The sequence below is a fragment of the Telluria aromaticivorans genome, assembly GCF_013003915.1.
Lineage (GTDB): Bacteria > Pseudomonadota > Gammaproteobacteria > Burkholderiales > Burkholderiaceae_D > Telluria > Telluria aromaticivorans.
Genome location: NZ_JABAIV010000002.1, coordinates 365,255 through 382,357, shown reverse-complemented (window position 1 = coordinate 382,357; position 17,103 = coordinate 365,255). Strand labels below are relative to the sequence as shown.

The following is a 17,103-nucleotide window of genomic DNA, read 5'->3' as shown; positions in this document are numbered from 1 at the left end:
GCCGCCAGCCATTTCGACTGATCGGGTGGGGCGCAATTCTAAGGAGACGCATTAATGTCAGCTCAACTCGACCAGTTGACGGCGCAAGCCGCCAATGACCCGGACACGCTCGAAACCCAGGAATGGCTGGACGCGCTGGAAGCGGTGATCGAACACGAAGGCACCGAGCGCGCGCACTACCTGATGGAGCGCATGGTCGACCTGGCACGCCGCCGCGGCGCCCACATTCCGTTCTCGAGCAACACGGCCTATGTCAACACGATCCCGGCCCACCTGAACGTGAACTGCCCGGGCAACCTGGAATACGAAGAGCGCCTGCGCTCGTGGATGCGCTGGAACGCGATGGCGATGGTGGTCAAGGCCAACCGCGCCGACGGCGACCTGGGTGGCCACATCTCCTCGTTCGCCTCGCTGGCGAACATGCTGGGGATCGGCTTCAACCACTTCTGGCACGCCCCGACCGAAGAGCATGGCGGCGACCTGCTGTATATCCAGGGCCACTCGTCCCCGGGCATCTATGCGCGTGCGTACCTGGAGGGACGCATCACCGAAGAGCAACTGCTGAACTTCCGCCGCGAAGTCGACGGCAAGGGCCTGTCGTCGTACCCGCACCCGAAACTGATGCCGGACTTCTGGCAGTTCCCGACCGTGTCGATGGGCCTGGGCCCACTCATGGCGATCTACCAGGCGCGCTTCCTGAAATACCTGCACGCACGCGGCATCGCCGATACCGAAGCCCGTAAAGTCTGGGTCTTCTGCGGCGACGGCGAGATGGACGAGCCGGAATCGATGGGCGCGATCGGCATGGCCGCACGCGAACGCCTCGACAACCTGGTGATGGTCGTGAACTGCAACCTGCAGCGCCTGGACGGCCCGGTGCGCGGCAACGGCAAGATCATCCAGGAGCTGGAGGCCGACTTCCGCGGCGCCGGCTGGAACGTCGTCAAGGTCATCTGGGGCTCGCAGTGGGATCCGCTGCTCGCCAAGGACAAGGACGGCATCCTGCAGCGCGTGATGATGGAATCGGTCGACGGCGAATACCAGAACTACAAGGCCAAGGACGGCGCCTACGTGCGCAAGCATTTCTTCGGCAAGCACCCGGAGCTGCTGAAGATGGTTGCCAACATGAGCGACGACGACATCTGGCGCCTGACCCGCGGCGGCCATGACCCGCACAAGATCTATGCGGCGTTCAAGAACGCGCAGGAGAACAAGGGTTCGCCGACCGTGCTGCTGGTGAAGACCGTCAAGGGCTTCGGCATGGGCAAGTCGGGCGAGGCGCGCAACACCGCGCACCAGACCAAGAAGCTGGACGACGCCGCGATCCGCGAGATGCGCGACCGCTTCAATATCCCGATCCCGGACGACAAGCTGGCCGAGATCCCGTTCTTCAAGCCGTCCGACGATTCGCCTGAAATGCAATACCTGCACGAGCGCCGCAAGGCCCTGGGCGGCTACCTGCCGCAGCGCCGTTCCAAGGCCGACGAAGCCCTGGTGGTGCCGCCGCTGGAATCGTTCAAGGCCGTGCTCGACCCGACCCCGGAAGGCCGCGAGATCTCCTCGACCCAGGCCTACGTGCGCGTGATCACCAGCCTGCTGAAAGACCCGAGCCTCGGCCAGCGCATCGTCCCGATCCTGGTCGACGAATCGCGCACCTTCGGCATGGAAGGCCTGTTCCGCCAGATCGGCATCTTCAACCAGCAGGGCCAGCTCTACGAGCCGGTCGACCGCGACCAGGTCATGTACTACCGCGAAGACAAGGCCGGCCAGATCCTGCAAGAGGGTATCAACGAAGCGGGCGGCATGAGCTCGTGGATCGCCGCGGCGACCTCGTACTCGTCGAACAATCGCCAGATGATCCCGTTCTACACCTTCTACTCGATGTTCGGCATGCAGCGCGTCGGCGACCTGGTGTGGCTGGCGGGCGACATCCGCGCACGCGGCTTCCTGATGGGCGGTACTGCCGGCCGCACCACGCTCAACGGCGAAGGCCTGCAGCACGAAGATGGCCACAGCCACATCATCGCTGCGACCGTCCCGAACTGCCTGCCGTACGACCCGACCTTTGGGCATGAAGTGGCGGTGATCATCCAGGACGGCCTGCGCCGCATGGTGACGGAACAGGAAGACGTGTTCTATTACATCACCATCATGAACGAGAACTACGCGCACCCGGGCCTGAAAGCCGGCCAGGAAGCGGGCATCCTGAAGGGCATGTACCTGCTGCAGGAAGGCGCACCGGTCGCCGAGAAGGCTGCACCGCGCGTCCAGCTGGTCGGCTGCGGCACCATCCTGCGCGAGTCGATCTTCGCCGCCGAGCTGCTCAAGAACGACTGGGGCGTCGACGCCGACGTGTGGTCGGCGCCTTCGCTGACCCTGCTGGCCCGTGACGGCCAGGATTGCGAGCGCTGGAACATGGTCAACCCTGAGCTTGAACAGCGCGTGCCTTACGTGACTTCGCTGCTGCAGAATACCCAGGGCCCGATCATCGCGACCACCGACTACATGCGCATGTTCGCCGAGCAGATCCGCGCCTTCATGCCGAAGGACCGCACCTATAAAGTGCTGGGCACCGACGGCTTCGGCCGCTCGGACTCGCGCGTCAAGCTGCGCGAGTTCTTCGAGGTGAACCGCTATTACGTCACCATCGCCGCCCTGCGCGCGCTGGCCGACGAAGGCAAGATCGAACGCTCGATCGTGTCGCAGGCGATCGCCAAGTACGGTATTGACCAGAACAAGCCGAATCCTGTGACCCAGTAAATGCTCGTTACCGTCGTTTCCGCCACTGGCGGAAACAAGCTCCGGCGAAGGCCGGAGCCCAAGTTTGCGTGTGTGGCCTGCACACTGAACTTGGTCCCGGCCTGCGCCGGGACGACGGTTTCACAGCTAACTCAAATAAAAACGGAGCTAACACTATGAGCATTGTGGAAGTCAAAGTCCCGGACATCGGCGACTTCAAGGAAGTGGAAGTGATCGAACTAATGGTCAAGCCGGGCGACACGATCAAGGTCGACCAGTCGCTGGTCACGGTCGAGTCGGACAAGGCGAGCATGGAAATCCCATCGAGCCATGCCGGCGTCGTGAAAGAAATCAAGATCAAGGTCGGCGACAAGGTTGCCGAGGGTTCGCTGGTGCTGCTGCTGGAAGAAGCGGGCGGCGCTGCCGCGCCTGCCGCCGCACCTGCTACGGCTGATGCTGCCCCGGCGCCTGCCGCCGCACCGGCTGCCGAAGCTGCACCGGCACCAGCCGCTGCCCCGGCAGCCTCGGGCGGCATCGTCGAAGTCACCGTGCCGGACATCGGCGACTTCAAGGAAGTCGAAGTCATCGAAATGATGGTCAAGCCGGGCGACACGATCAAGGTCGACCAGTCGCTGATGACGGTCGAATCGGACAAGGCGAGCATGGAGATTCCTTCCAGCCACGCTGGCGTCGTCAAGGAAGTAAAGGTCAAGGTCGGCGACAAGGTGGCCAAGGGAACGCTGGTGCTGATGATCGAAGCCACTGGCGGCGCGCCTGCTGCTGCGGCTCCTGCTGCGGCATCCGCAGCTGCCCCTGCTGCAGCGCCGGCCCCGGCTGCCGCGCCGGCACCGGCTGCATCGGCTCCGGCCGCCGCAGCCCAGGCGCCAGGCGTCACCGGCTCGAAAGCCCACGCCTCGCCGTCGATCCGCAAGTTCGCCCGCGAACTGGGCGTGGACCTGGGGCGCGTGCCGGGCACCGGCCCGAAGAGCCGCATCACCCAGCTCGACGTGCAGAACTTCGTCAAGGGCGTGATGGCTGCACCTGCCGCCGCACCGACGAAAGCCGGCGGCTCGGGCGTCGGCCTCGACCTGCTGCCATGGCCGTCGCTCGACTTCTCGAAGTTCGGCCCGACCGAACTGCTGCCGCTGTCGCGCATCAAGAAGATCTCCGGCCCGAACCTGCACCGCAACTGGGTGATGATCCCGCACGTCACGACCTTCGACGAAGCCGACGTCACCGACCTGGAACAGTTCCGTGTCGATTCGAACGCCGCGCTGGCCAAGCAGAAGTCGGCCGTCAAGCTGACCATGCTGGCCTTCGTCATCAAGGCGAGCGTCGCTGCGCTCAAAAAATTCCCGCAATTTAATGCGTCGCTCAGCGAAGACGGTGCGAACCTGATCCTGAAGCAGTACTACAACATCGGCTTCGCCGCCGACACCCCGAATGGCCTGGTGGTCCCGGTCGTGAAGGATGCCGACAAGAAGACGGTGTCGCAGATCGCCACTGAAATGGGCGAGCTCTCTGCGCAGGCGCGCGACGGCAAGCTGCCGCCGACCGCGATGCAGGGCGCGACCTTCACCATTTCGTCGCTGGGCGGCATCGGTGGTACGGCCTTCACACCGATCATCAATGCACCCGAGCTGGCAATCCTGGGCCTGTCGAAGTCGGCGATGAAGCCGGTGTGGGACGGTTCGGCCTTCCAGCCGCGCCTGATGCTGCCGCTGTCGCTGTCCTACGACCACCGCGTGATCGACGGCGCCGGTGCCGCGCGCTTCGCAGCCTATCTCGCGGAGGTGCTGGCCGACCTGCGCAAGACCCTTCTGTAAGGAGCGCCGAGTATGAGCACTGTTGAAGTGAAGGTCCCGAATATCGGCGACTTCAAGGACGTCGAAGTGATCGAGCTGCTGGTCAAGCCTGGCGACACCATCAAGGTCGACCAGTCCTTGATCACCGTCGAATCGGACAAGGCCAGCATGGAGATCCCGTCGACGCATGCGGGTGTCGTCAAGGACATCACCGTTAAAGTGGGCGACAAGGTCAACGAAGGCACGATGCTGTTGACGCTCGAAGAGGGCGCGGCATCTGCCGCTGCACCTGCTGCCGCCCCTTCGGCCGAAGCCAAGCCTGCGGCGCAGGCAGTGGCGCCAACCGCCGCGTCGATGCCGACCGATTCCTATGCACCGGCCCATCCGGCGCCGGCGGCAAGTGTCGCGTCGGCCCCGGCGCCGGGTGCGGCCAGCTACAGCGGCCAGGTCGACATCGAATGCGAACTGATGGTGCTGGGCGCCGGTCCCGGTGGCTATTCGGCTGCCTTCCGCGCGGCCGACTTGGGGCTTAACGTGGTGCTGGTCGAGAAGTATGCGACGCTGGGCGGCGTGTGCCTGAACGTCGGCTGCATCCCGTCCAAGGCGCTGCTGCACGTGGCGCACATCATGGACGAGACCGCGCACATGGCGGATCTCGGCGTGAGCTTCGCCAAGCCCGACGTCGACATCGACAAGCTGCGCGCCTATAAAGACGGCGTCATCAAGAAGATGACCGGCGGCCTGAATTTCATGGCCAAGGCGCGCAAGGTCAATGTGGTGCAGGGCGTGGGCCAGTTCCTGAGCCCGAACCACGTCGAAGTCACCGGTGCCGATGGCGCCAAAAAAGTCGTCAAGTTCGCGAAGGCGATCATCGCCGCCGGTTCCGCCGTGGTGAAGCTGCCTTTCGTGCCGGAAGACCCGCGCATCGTCGATTCGACCGGCGCGCTGGAACTGCGCCAGGTACCGAAGCGCATGCTGGTCATCGGCGGCGGCATCATCGGCCTGGAAATGGCGACCGTGTACTCGACCCTGGGTGCGCGCATCGACGTGGTCGAGATGATGGACGGCCTGATGCAGGGCGCGGACCGCGAGGCCGTCAAGGTCTGGCAGAAGTTCAACGCCCACCGCTTCGACAACATCATGTTGAAGACCAAGACCGTCGGCGTGGAAGCGCTGCCGGAAGGGATCAAGGTCACGTTTGAAGCCGCCGAAGCCGGCGCCACCGCGCCGGAAGCCCAGGTCTACGACCTGGTGCTGGTGGCCGTCGGCCGCAGCCCGAACGGCAAGAAGATCGCCGCCGAGAAGGCCGGCGTGGTGGTAAGCGACCGCGGCTTCATCGGCGTGGATGGCCAGATGCGCACCAACGTGCCGCACATCTTCGCCATCGGCGACCTGGTGGGCCAGCCGATGCTGGCGCACAAGGCGGTGCACGAGGCGCACGTCGCAGCCGAAGCCGCGCACGGCGAAAAGGCCTACTTCGACGCCAAGGTGATCCCGTCGGTGGCCTACACCGATCCGGAAGTGGCATGGGTCGGCCTGACCGAAGACGAAGCCAAGCAGAAGGGCATCAAGGTCGAGAAGGGCCACTTTCCGTGGAACGCCAGCGGCCGCGCGGTCGCCAACGGCCGCGACGAAGGCTTCACCAAGCTGCTGTTCGATGCCGAGACCAAGCGCATCATCGGCGGCACCATCGTCGGCACCAATGCCGGCGACATGATCGGCGAAGTGGCGCTGGCCATCGAGATGGGCGCGGATGGGGTGGATATCGGCAAGACCATTCACCCGCACCCGACGCTGGGTGAGTCGATCGGGATGGCGGCGGAGGCGTACAAGGGCGTGTGTACTGATTTGCCGCCGGTGAAGAAGAAGTGATCGCCTTGATGGCGATGTAGAAGAAACGGGACCCTCGAGGGTCCCGTCTCTTTTACGCGATTGCTGGCAGCCATGGCCTACCCGCTGCCAACTGCCGGTCAACCAATGAGAACCGTAGGGTGGGCGGCTCCACTCGACCGGCGATTCTACAGCGGAGTGTGCGCCGCCCGCGCGGTGATAGTTTGAGCCTGAGCAACTGCGCAGGCAGCAGCACCGTGATTTGAACGCGTGGGCAAGGAACTTGCCCACCCTACGATTGACGAGCGACTCTTGATTGACCGGTATTAGTCCGCCGCTCCCCCCTCACTTCGCAATCAACACCAGCGTGCCACGCCCGCAAAGGCCGTAGGAAAAATTCTCCCCACCCACCAGGTCCTCCGCGCCAGGCGCGCGTACCTGCGACGCACCCTCAGCCCAGCTACACGTATCCGTCACCCGATACCAGGTCTTGCCCGTCCCCGCCCATGGCAGCGTAAAGTCGACCTGCGCACTCCACGCATTGTGGGCGATATAAATCGCCGATGCCGGATCGCCAAGCTCCGTGCCATCGATGCGCCAGGCAATCGCGTGGTTGGCGCTATTGTTGAAATAGGCCGCATCCGCCACCCCGCCATCCGGCTTGAACCAGCGCAGTTGCTCCATCACGTTGCCGTTGTTGTCCACGCTGGAGTAGAAGTTCGCCGGACGCAGCGCCGGATGCGCCTTGCGGAAGGCCATCATCGCTTTCGAGAAGGCCTGGAAGTTGGCCTGGTCCGTGGTGCGGGTCCAGCCGAGCCAGTTGGCCGACGAATCCAGGTTGTACGGGTTGTTGTTGCAGTTCAGCGTGCGCAGGGCTTCGTCGCCGCCGACGATCATTGGCACGCCAGCCGACAGCATCATCAGCGCCATGCCGTTGCGCGCCGCCTTGCGCTGGTCGGCTGCGATGCCGCCCTGGTCCCAGCTGTTGTTATTGTCCTCGCCGCCGTCGCTCGGGCCCCATGGCCAGGCCTGGTTGTTGTTCTTGCTGTTACAGCTGTACAAATCCTTGAGCGTGAAGCCGTCGTGAGCGGTGACGAAGTTGACCGAGTGCCAGGGCTTGCGGCCGTCGTCGCCGTACAGGTCGCTGGAGCCGGCGAAGCGGCTGGCCATCTGCCCGGTCGTGATCGCCACGCTGCCCAGCTTGTTCTGCGCCTGGCGCACGACGTCGCGGTAGCCGCCGTTCCATTCGGCCCAGCCGCTCGGGAAGCCGCCGACCTGGTAGGAGTTGCCGCCGATGGCCCATGGTTCGGCGATCAGGTCGACACCAGTGCCGCCGAGGGCAGGGCGTGGCGGCAGTTCCGCCACGATGCGGTTCAGTGCGTTTCCTGCATCCATCTTGTCGAAGTTGAAGCAGCCGTGCTGGCAGGTGTTGCCGAGCACCGAAGCGAGGTCGAAGCGGTAGCCGTCCACGCCCAGCTTGTCGCGCCAGTAGGCGAGCGAATCGACGATCAGGTTCTGGGCGATCGTGTTGCGGGTGTTGTAGTTGCCGCCGACGCCGGTGTTGTCCCAGGAATTCTGCATGTCCGAGGTCAGGCTGTAATAGGTCGGGTTGTCCAGGCCGCGGAAGCTGGTGATGTTGTAGGTGGTCTTGTCGGTCGGGCTCCAGGCGCCGCCTTCGCCGGTATGGTTGTAGACCACGTCGACCAGCACCTTGATGCCGTTGTCGTGGAAGGCCTTGACCATCTCCTTGAACTCGCGCGTGGGACCGCCCGGCGTCTTGTCGTAGGCATAGCGGCGATCCGGGGCGAAATAGTTCAGGGTCATGTAGCCCCAGTAATTGTCGCCGCTGTTGCTGTTGGGGTCGTTGTCGTTGGTGTCGTTCTGGGTTTCCTGCACCGGCAGGAATTCGATGGCGGTCACGCCCAGGCTGGCCAGCCAGGCCGCCTTCAGGCCCGCGCCCTTGTAGGTGCCGCGGTAGGCGGCGCTGATACCGGTGTCGTTCATGGTCAGCCCGCGCACGTGCGCCTCGTAGACGACGTCGTCCTTCAATGCGCGGGTCGGCTTGGTGCCGAAGGACTGGGTGTCGCCGGCCAGCACGATGCCTTTTGGGGCCGAGGTGCCGCTGTCGATGTTGCGGTAGGTGGCGCCGCTGGCATAGATGGTGCCGTTGGTCATCGTGGCCGTCGTCGGATCGTGGCTCAGCTCCAGCGCATACGGATCGGACAGCAGCTTGTTCGGGTTGAAACGGTTGCCGGCGGCGTCGACGTCGCTCACGAAACCGGTGCCGGAACCCTTGGTCCAGCTGGCGCTGTACGGCCAGTTCGGGCCCCATGCGCGGTAGCCGTAGTACAGGGTACCGCCCAGGCCCTGGCTGCTCAGCGTCGCGGTCGGGATGGTCACGCTCCAGGTGCCGCTCGTGTTCGCCAGCACGTAGCGCGCCTTTTCGGCAGTGCCGGTAGCGGTGCTGTACAGGTAGAGTTCGATGCGGGTGGCCTTGCTGGAATAGACCTTGAAGGTGACGTTGGCCTTGGTGGCGTCGTAGGCGGCGCCGAGCTTGGTCGGGTTGATGGCGGCCGAGGCAGGCGCGGCGAGCAGGGCGCCGGCAATGCAGGCGGCCAGCATTCGTTGATGCAATTTCATTGTTGTCTCCGATGTTTATCTGTTTTATGTGCGCTGCTGGTCCAGGGCAGGCGGGCGCTCCGGCCGGTCTCTGATCCTGTTCTTGCAGCTTTCGTGTACTTTCCCTACCTCGTGTGGGTAGCTCATCCATACACCGAGGTGACGCTACTCCTGCCGCATAGCGAAGTCAACCGTGTTTTCCGTAGTTTTATTACGGTTGCAAATGTCAATCGTGACAAGCGCCTGCCTCCGTATTGACAGGCTATGATGGTCGCGTGCGGCGGCAAGCCCACTTGTCGCCAGTCGTGTAATGCCACAGGAGACTGCTATGTACGAACACGGCAATGAATACGTCGGTACCGTCTTTGTCCTTCCCGAATCGCGCGCCTTCGAGCTCCGCACCACGCTCCACGGCGAGCCGTCGGTCGTGCACGGCACCATCTCCCAGCAGTTGGCGGCCCGCTTCAGCCAGGGAACAGCCGACTTCATCGATCCGCGCCAGGTGTCGCTGCAGCCGCGGCGGGTCGAGGTGATGACCCGAGAAATCCACGAACGCCACCGCGCACCGCGCAAGGTCTTTTGCCTGACCCGGGTGTTCGATTTCGAGACCAGTTCCAACGGTAGCCCTACACCGGCAACAGTCAATTAACCAACCCGCAATGAACAATGCCGCCCGGCTTGCGCGGGGCGGCATTGTTGAGGGGTGTCGGTCGATCAGCTGAAAGCGATAAACCGTTCCGGAATCTCGATCGAGCCATTCTGTGCTGCGGCTGCGTACGCACGCATCTCGGCCAGGACTGCTTCCAGCTGTTCCGTGCCCGGATTCGCCATGAATCCTTTCATGCGCTCCTGCAGCGACGCCTGCTGATCGCGCCATTCGTATCGGGACGACTTGCTCATACTGCCTCCTCGCGGCCAAGCGCCGCTGTCGTTTTATTATTCATGACATCCTCCTGTAAAGGAGGTCAGATTGTCACAAATCCTCGCACCAGGTCGGTGCGATGACGCACAGATTGACCTTACAAAATGCTGCGGTAAAACAGTTCTAGACGCTCGGCAAGCAGCCGGCGCGCTTCCTCATGGCCCTGCTTCCGGTCCGGGAACAGGAAACGGATCACCGGGTCGCCATTGATACAGGCGATCAGGTGCGAGGGCAGCAGGGCAAGCGGCACGTCCGGACGCAGCTGCGCGCGGATGTCCGGGCGGGCGAAGTAACGCTCGAGCATGTCGCGGGTCATACGCGGCCCGGCCTCATAGAAAGCTTCCGCCAGCTCCGGATTGGTGCCGGACTCGGCCATGACCACGCGCTGCAGGGCCACCGCATCGGGCTCGCACAGCATGTCGTAGAAGTGAACGGCGAATTCGCCGATGACCTCGCGCAGCGGTCGCGCGTCATGGTCCATCCCACCGATCGCAAAAAAGCGCTCGCGGCGTGCCTGCAACACCGCTTTCAGCAACCCGGCCTTGCCGCCGAATTTCACGTAGATGGTGCGCACCGCGACGTGCGCTTCGCGCGCGATCGTTTCGAGGCTGGTGCCCGTATAGCCGTGTTTCAGGAACAGCCCGGCCGCCGCCTCGATCAAGTCCTGGGTGCGCGCTTCGACCTCGGACGCCTTGGGGCGGCCGGCGGCCTTGGCGGGCGGGGTGGTGTCTGGCGTCGGTTTGCTCATACGGCCACTCTACTGAAATCAAGAATGAAACGCAACCGTTTCATTTCTTGACTTCAACTAAGGCTTGGCGAATAATGCGATGAGTCCATTTCATTTATCAAGGTCGTTCCCATGGCAGATTCGCATACCCAGGCAGCGCAAACCCCTCCGACCCAGGCCGCGACCCCGGCGGCTGCGCCGGGCAAGACCCCGCCCAACAAGCGCGTGCTCGGCGTGGTGGGGCTGATCGCCCTGGTCGCCCTCGGCGCGGGTGGACGCATGTGGTACCGCAGCCACCATTACGTCGAGACCGAGAATGCCTATGTCACCGGGCGCGTGCACCCGGTATCGAGCCGCGTGCCCGGCGTGGTGACGCGCGTGCTGGTCGACGACAACCAGCTAGTCAAGGCCGGCGACGTGATCGCCGAGCTCGACCCCGCCGACCACGGCGTGCGCGTGGAGCAGATCGAGGCGCAGATCGCCTCGGTGGAACAGCAAATCGGCCAGGCCGATGCCCAGGTGATGCAGGTGACAGCGCAGGCCTCCGCCGCCGGCGCCCAAGTACGCCAGGCCGAGGCCCAGCTGGTGCGTGCGCGCCAGGATGCCGAGCGCTTCGGCCAGCTCTACACCGAGACCATGAAGGCGGTGTCGAAGTCGGAAGTGGATGCTTCAAACGCCGCGCGCGCCGGCGCGGTCGCCGATGTCGCCGCACGGCGCGACAACGCCGCCGCGGCGCAGGCGCAGATCGCTGCAGCCGGCGCCGGCCGCGACGTGCTCAAGGCCCAGGTCAAGGTGCTGCAGGCCCAGCTCAAGGATGCGCGCCAGCAGCTTGCCTACAACCGCATCCTGGCGCCGGTGGCCGGCCGCATCGGCAAGCGCAGCGTCGAAGTCGGCGCGCGCGTGCAGCCGGGCCAGCAGCTGCTGGCCGTGGTCGAAGACGAAGTCTGGGTCACCGCCAATTTCAAGGAAACCCAGCTGGGCGGGCTGGAGCCCGGCCAGCAGGTCGCGCTCGAAGTCGATGCGCTGCCGGGCAAGCACCTGGCGGGCCGCGTGCACAGCTTCTCGCCTGCCTCGGGCAACCAGTTCGCGCTGCTGCCGGCCGATAACGCGACCGGCAACTTCACCAAGATCGTCCAGCGCGTGCCGGTCAAGATCGTGCTCGACCCGGCCGACGTAAAGAAATACGCCGGCCGCCTGGTGCCGGGCATGTCGGTGGTGGCCGAAGTCGAACTTGGGCAGGACACCCGCCACACCCAGACCGCGGCCGCGCACTAAGGCCCTGCCATGACCAGCCTCACCAAGGACGCCCACGCCGGCGTGATGCCTGGAGCGCCGGCCAACGGGGCGCGGGTTGACCTCCGCACCTGGATCGCGGTGGCCGCCGGCATGCTGGGCGCCTTCATGGCCGTCCTCGACATCCAGATCACCAATTCGTCGCTGCGCGACATCCTCGGCACCCTGAACGCCACGCAGGAAGAGGGCTCGTGGATCTCGACCGCCTACCTGTGCGCCGAGATCGTCGTGATCCCGATGACCGCGCTGTTCACGCGCGCCTTCGGTGCGCGCTTCTACATGATCGGCACCACCGCGCTGTTCCTGGTGTTCTCGACCCTGTGCGGGGCGGCCTGGAACCTGGAAAGCATGATCGTGTTCCGCATGCTGCAGGGCTTTACCGGCGGCGCCCTGATCCCGATGGCGATGACGCTGGTGATGACGCGCTTGCCGGCATCCAAGCGCGCGGCCGGCATGGCGATCTTCGGCCTGACCGCCACGCTGGCGCCGGCCATGGGCCCGACCCTGGGCGGCTATTTGTCGGAGCTGTACGGCTGGCCGTCGATCTTCTATATCAACTGGGTGCCGGGCGTGCTGCTCATCGCCGGCATGGTCTACGGGCTCAACCCGGAAAAGCCGAACCTGCGCACGCTGCTCAATGCCGACTGGCTCGGCATCGGCCTGATGGCGATGGGCCTGGCCTGCCTGACGATCTTTTTGGAAGAAGGCAATTCGAAGGACTGGTTCGAGTCGTCCTTCATCATCACCTTTGCTTCGCTGTCGCTGGTGGGCATCCTGGGCTGGATCGCGCTGAGCGTCACCCGCCCGGATCCGTTCGTGAACCTGCGCCTCTACGGCCAGCGCAACTTCTTGGTGGCGACCGTGCTGTCGGCGGTGACCGGCATGGGCCTATATGGATCGTCGTTCCTGCTGCCGCTCTACCTGGGCCAGATCGCCGGCTACACGCCGATGCAGATCGGCGAAGTGATCGCCTGGGTCGGCCTGCCGCAGCTGCTGGTGATGCCCTTCGCGGCGGCGCTGTCCTCGAAGGTGGATAACCGCATCCTGTGCTCGTTCGGCTTGCTGCTGTTCGGCGGCTCCTGCCTGATGAATGCCTTCATGGATGCCAGCACCGGCTACGACCAGCTGATGGTGACCCAGGTCGTGCGCGCGATCGGCCAGCCCTTCGTGATGCTGACCCTGTCGAACTTCGCCATGGCCGGCATCGCGCCAAAGGACATGCCCTCGGCCTCCAGCCTGTTCAACATGACTCGCAACCTGGGCGGCTCGATCGGCATCGCCCTGCTGGCCACGGCCTTGAGCACGCGCTCCATTCGGCGCGCCTGGGCGAAGCGGTGTCGAATTATTCGCTGGCTACCCAGCAGCGCCTGGAAGGGCTGACCCAGGGCTTCATCGCCGGCGGCATGGATCCGGCCACCGCGGCCAACCAGGCCCTCGCCGTGATCGACCGCATCGTGCGGCGCGAGTCTTATGTGATGGCCTACAACGACGGCTTCTGGATCGTCGGCCTGGTGCTGATCGGCTGCATCGCCGTGATCTGGCTGGCCGACAAGGTGAAGTCGCCGGGTGGCGCCTCAGGTGCGCACTGATAACGAAAGTAGGGAACAGACATGCTGAAGAATCTTGCATTGGTGTCCGCGCTGGCTGCGGCGCTGGCCGGCTGCGCGACAGTTGGTCCGGAATTCACCGAGCCGGCGGGTGCCGCTGCACCTGCTTACCGCCACAGCGCGGAAACGAATGAGGCAGCGCGGCTGCCGGCGGCCTGGTGGACCGTCTTCGGCGACGCCACCCTCGACAGCCTGGAGCAGCGTGCGCTGCGCGACAACCCCGGCGTGAAGGCGGCCGCGCAGCGCCTGCTGCAGGCCCAGGCCCAACTGGGCGTGGTGCGCGCGGGGCAGGCGCCGAACGTGGCGCTGGGCGCCGGCATCTCGAATACGCGCAGCTCGGCCGAGACCGCGCAGGGCATCGCGCTCGGCGGGCGTTCGATCGAGGGCAACAACTTCAGCGTTGGCGCTTCGCTGTCGTATGAACTCGACCTGTGGGGCCGCGTGCGGCGCGTGGTCGAAGCGGCCGATGCACAGGCGCTGGCGGCGCAGGATGATCGCGACGGCGTGATCCTGCTGCTGTCCGGCCAGGTGGCGGCATCCTACTGGCAGCTGCGCGGGCTGGATGCCGACATGGCGATCCTGCGCGACGCGCTGGGTGCACGGCGCGAAGCGCAGGAACTCGTCGAGGCGCGTTTCAAGGCCGGGCTGTCGAACGAGCTGGATGTCTCGCGCGCCCGCATCGAACGCGCGAATGCACAAGCCGACCTGCACGAGGCCCAGCGCCAGCGCAACGCGGTGGAGCATGCACTGGCGACGCTGGTCGGCGCCTCGCCGAGCGCGCCGTTGCTGGCCGGTGGTGCGAGTAGCGCGCTGCCGCTGCCGCCAAGTATTCCTGTCGGCCTGCCGGCCAGCCTGCTGAAGCAGCGGCCGGACCTGGCGGCCAGCGTGGCGCAACTGCGCGCGGCCAATGCCCAGGTGGGCGTGGCCGAAGGTGGGTTCTATCCGTCGCTGTCGCTGACATCGAACTTCGGCTTCGCCTCGGAACACCTGCGCGACCTGGCCAGCGGCGGTGCGCGCCAGTTCTCGGCCGGGCCGCTTGCGCTGTCGCTGCCGGTATTCGATGCGGGCCGCAACCGCGCCAACCTGGCGCTCTCAAAAGCGCGCTACGACGAAGCAGTGGCCAATCACGAAACACGCCTCTTGATCGCGCTGCGCGAAGTCGAAGATGCGCTGTCGGACGTGCAGCAGCGCCGGCAGCAGGGCGAGGTGCAGGCGCAGTCGCAACAGGCCGCGGCCCGCGCGCTGCTGGTGGCGAAAGCGCGCTACGAGCGCGGTGTGTCGACCTATCTCGACGTGACGGATGCGCAGCGTAATTCGCTGGCGGCAGACCGGGCGGCGGCACAGATCCGCACGCAGCGGCTGCTGGCGACCGTGGCCGTGGCGCGGGCGCTGGGCGGGGGGTGGGAGCAGGGGCCGGCGTTGCCGACCGTGCGTTGACTTGACCGCGTGGGGGCCGCCCACCCTACGAAACCCGCTGACATGGATTTGCACATACGATTGGCCGCACCCTAAGACACCCGCGACATCGTAGGGTGGGCAAGTCCCTTGCCCACGCGTTCAAACCTCGGTGATGCCGCCCGCGCGGCAATTCGTATGCTGGTTGAACGCGTGGGCGGCGCACACACCGGCTGGCAATCAGCTGCCGGGTGGAGCCGCACCACCCTACGGGATTCGACGGCTCATACATATCGAAATCTCAACGGCACCGGGCTCTCCCCAGGATTACAATATTGCGTTGTCATTCCTAAAATAAAGAGACCCATGAAGAACATCCTCGCTCCTCTCATGCTGTTCGCGGCCGTCGGCGTCGCGCAGGCCGAACCAGCCAATGTCGCCCAGCTCCAGGCCATGTCCAAGCGCTTCGCGCCGGTCGAGCTGCGTGCCGATACGTCGAAGCTGTCGAAAGGCGACCGCGCCGCCGTCGTCAAGCTGATCGAAGCGGCGAAGATCATCGACACCCTGCAGCTGCGCCAGCGCTGGTCCGGCAACGAAGCGCTGTGGGCCGCCCTGCAGAAAGACACCACCGACTTGGGCCGCGCGCGCCAGAACGCGTTCTGGCTGAACAAGGGCCCGTGGTCGGGTCTCGACGACAACCAGTCCTTCATGCCTGCGGAGTACGCCGGCATCAAGATCCCGGCCAGGAAGCCGGCCGGCGCCAATTTCTACCCGGAGAACGCCTCCAAGGCCGCACTGGAAAGCTGGATGAACGCGCTCCCGGCCGCGCATAAATCGGACGCGCAGTGGTTCTTCACCGTGATCCGCACCGGCCCTGACGGCAAGTTCACGACCGTGAAGTATTCGGACGAATACCGCGCCGACCTGGAAAAGCTCGCCAAGCTGCTGCGTGAAGCCGCCGCATCCACCGACAACGCCTCGCTCAAGAAATTCCTGACGCTGCGCGCCGATGCCTTCCTGAGCAACGATTACCTGGCCTCGGACTTCGCCTGGATGGACCTCGATTCGCCGGTCGACATCACCATCGGCCCGTATGAAACCTATAACGACGAGCTGTTCGGCTACAAGGCTGCCTTCGAGGCCTATGTCAGCATCCGCGACCAGAAGGAAACGCAGAAGCTCGACTTCTTCGGCAAGCACCTGCAGGAGCTGGAAAACAACCTGCCGGTCGACAAGCAGTACCGCAACCCGAAGGTCGGCGCGATTGCCCCGATGGTGGTGGTCAACCAGGTGTATGGCGCCGGCGACGGCAACATGGGCGTGCAGACCGCCGCCTACAACTTGCCGAACGACGAGCGCGTGATCCGCGAGCGCGGCTCCAAGCGCGTGATGCTCAAGAACGTCCAGGAAGCCAAGTTCAAATCGACGCTGCAGCCGATCTCGAAGCTGGTGCTGAGCCCCGCGGACCAGAAGGACCTCGATTTCGATTCCTTCTTCACCCACATCCTGGCGCACGAGATCATGCACGGCCTCGGCCCGCACCATACGAAGAAGGACGGCAAGGAATCGACCCCGCGCCAGGACCTGAAGGACACCTATTCGACCATCGAGGAAGCCAAGGCCGACATCACCGGCCTGTGGGCGCTGGGATATATGATGGACAAGGGACTGCTGAAGGACGGGCTGGGGCAGGGCGTGCTTGCGGAGCGCAAGCTGTACAACACTTTCCTGGCCTCGAGCTTCCGCACGCTGCACTTCGGCCTGACTTCGTCGCACGCGCGCGGCATGGCGATCCAGGTGAACTACCTGCTCGACAAGGGCGCCTTCGTGGCGAAAAGCGACGGCACTTTCGCGGTGGACTTCAAGAAGATCAAGGGGGCCGTCATCGACCTCGACCGCGAGTTCCTGACCATCGAAGCGACCGGCGACTATGCCCGCGCGAAGGCGATGATGGACAAGTACGTGGTGATCCGCCCCGAAGTGCAGAAGGCGCTCGACCGCCTGAAAACCTCGGTGCCGAACGATATCCGCCCGGCCTTCACAACAGCAGCAGCGTTAACGAAATAAGGCGCCTGTGGTCTTTTCGGCAGTGTTGTTGGAAACCGCGCAACAGTGCTGCCGGATTTACCTAAGTTGATGTGGTCGCCAGGACAATTGGTACATACG

Annotated in this window: 10 protein-coding genes and 1 pseudogene; 8 read left to right on the top strand and 3 right to left on the bottom strand. The window is 64.7% G+C overall.

Features of this window, described 5'->3' with window-relative positions; genetic code table 11:
* Positions 1 to 54 precede the first annotated feature (54 nt).
* The 3 genes from aceE (at position 55) to lpdA (ending at position 6,416) form a co-directional block, all read left to right on the top strand.
* Positions 55 to 2,760 carry a pyruvate dehydrogenase (acetyl-transferring), homodimeric type gene (gene aceE, locus HGB41_RS07170; protein ID WP_171082639.1) on the top strand — a complete coding sequence of 902 codons (2,706 nt, stop codon included), beginning with the start codon at positions 55 to 57 and terminating at the stop codon, positions 2,758 to 2,760.
* Between the two features lie 155 nt (positions 2,761 to 2,915).
* A complete protein-coding gene (gene aceF / locus HGB41_RS07165; protein WP_171082637.1) occupies positions 2,916 to 4,565 on the top strand; it encodes a dihydrolipoyllysine-residue acetyltransferase in 1,650 nt (549 codons plus the stop codon).
* 12 nt (positions 4,566 to 4,577) lie between these two features.
* On the top strand, positions 4,578 to 6,416 hold the full coding sequence (gene lpdA, locus HGB41_RS07160) for a dihydrolipoyl dehydrogenase (protein WP_171082633.1): 1,839 nt from the start codon (positions 4,578 to 4,580) through the stop codon (positions 6,414 to 6,416).
* Between the two features lie 303 nt (positions 6,417 to 6,719).
* Here the strand turns inward: lpdA and HGB41_RS07155 are convergent, their stop codons facing one another.
* Positions 6,720 to 9,014 (bottom strand): glycogen debranching protein, encoded by a 2,295-nt coding sequence (locus HGB41_RS07155; protein WP_171082630.1) that lies wholly within the window; start codon positions 9,012 to 9,014, stop codon positions 6,720 to 6,722.
* Between the two features lie 307 nt (positions 9,015 to 9,321).
* On the opposite strand from HGB41_RS07155, the gene HGB41_RS07150 reads away from it, so the two are divergent.
* Complete coding sequence (locus HGB41_RS07150; RefSeq protein ID WP_171082628.1) at positions 9,322 to 9,642, top strand: hypothetical protein; 321 nt, start codon at positions 9,322 to 9,324, stop codon at positions 9,640 to 9,642.
* Between the two features lie 65 nt (positions 9,643 to 9,707).
* Here the strand turns inward: HGB41_RS07150 and HGB41_RS07145 are convergent, their stop codons facing one another.
* Both HGB41_RS07145 and HGB41_RS07140 read right to left on the bottom strand, forming a co-directional pair.
* The gene (locus tag HGB41_RS07145) at positions 9,708 to 9,893 is read right to left on the bottom strand and encodes a hypothetical protein (RefSeq protein WP_171082626.1); all 186 of its coding nucleotides are present in this window, start codon (positions 9,891 to 9,893) and stop codon (positions 9,708 to 9,710) included.
* A gap of 119 nt (positions 9,894 to 10,012) precedes the next feature.
* On the bottom strand, positions 10,013 to 10,663 hold the full coding sequence (locus HGB41_RS07140) for a TetR/AcrR family transcriptional regulator (protein WP_171082624.1): 651 nt from the start codon (positions 10,661 to 10,663) through the stop codon (positions 10,013 to 10,015).
* A 111-nt stretch (positions 10,664 to 10,774) separates the two neighbouring features.
* Here HGB41_RS07140 and HGB41_RS07135 point away from each other — a divergent pair, with 111 nt between their 5' ends.
* The 4 genes and pseudogenes from HGB41_RS07135 to HGB41_RS07120 all read left to right on the top strand — a co-directional run bounded on the left by HGB41_RS07135 (position 10,775) and on the right by HGB41_RS07120 (position 17,004).
* Positions 10,775 to 11,917, top strand: coding sequence for an HlyD family secretion protein (locus HGB41_RS07135; RefSeq protein ID WP_171082622.1), 1,143 nt, complete (start codon positions 10,775 to 10,777; stop codon positions 11,915 to 11,917).
* 9 nt (positions 11,918 to 11,926) lie between these two features.
* A pseudogene (locus HGB41_RS07130) lies at positions 11,927 to 13,524 on the top strand (DHA2 family efflux MFS transporter permease subunit).
* Between the two features lie 21 nt (positions 13,525 to 13,545).
* Positions 13,546 to 14,979, top strand: a complete 1,434-nt coding sequence (locus tag HGB41_RS07125) for an efflux transporter outer membrane subunit (protein ID WP_171082620.1) — start codon at positions 13,546 to 13,548, stop codon at positions 14,977 to 14,979.
* A gap of 324 nt (positions 14,980 to 15,303) precedes the next feature.
* Positions 15,304 to 17,004 (top strand): DUF8614 domain-containing protein, encoded by a 1,701-nt coding sequence (locus HGB41_RS07120; protein WP_171082618.1) that lies wholly within the window; start codon positions 15,304 to 15,306, stop codon positions 17,002 to 17,004.
* Positions 17,005 to 17,103 lie beyond the last annotated feature (99 nt).

Coding starts and splice junctions, on each gene's coding strand:
- HGB41_RS07155 (WP_171082630.1), bottom strand. CDS start 9,014: ATGAAATTGCATCAACGAATGCTGGCCGCCTGCATTGCCGGCGCCCTG.
- HGB41_RS07125 (WP_171082620.1), top strand. CDS start 13,546: ATGCTGAAGAATCTTGCATTGGTGTCCGCGCTGGCTGCGGCGCTGGCC.
- HGB41_RS07145 (WP_171082626.1), bottom strand. CDS start 9,893: ATGAGCAAGTCGTCCCGATACGAATGGCGCGATCAGCAGGCGTCGCTG.
- HGB41_RS07150 (WP_171082628.1), top strand. CDS start 9,322: ATGTACGAACACGGCAATGAATACGTCGGTACCGTCTTTGTCCTTCCC.
- lpdA (WP_171082633.1), top strand. CDS start 4,578: ATGAGCACTGTTGAAGTGAAGGTCCCGAATATCGGCGACTTCAAGGAC.
- HGB41_RS07135 (WP_171082622.1), top strand. CDS start 10,775: ATGGCAGATTCGCATACCCAGGCAGCGCAAACCCCTCCGACCCAGGCC.
- HGB41_RS07120 (WP_171082618.1), top strand. CDS start 15,304: ATGAAGAACATCCTCGCTCCTCTCATGCTGTTCGCGGCCGTCGGCGTC.
- aceF (WP_171082637.1), top strand. CDS start 2,916: ATGAGCATTGTGGAAGTCAAAGTCCCGGACATCGGCGACTTCAAGGAA.
- aceE (WP_171082639.1), top strand. CDS start 55: ATGTCAGCTCAACTCGACCAGTTGACGGCGCAAGCCGCCAATGACCCG.
- HGB41_RS07140 (WP_171082624.1), bottom strand. CDS start 10,663: ATGAGCAAACCGACGCCAGACACCACCCCGCCCGCCAAGGCCGCCGGC.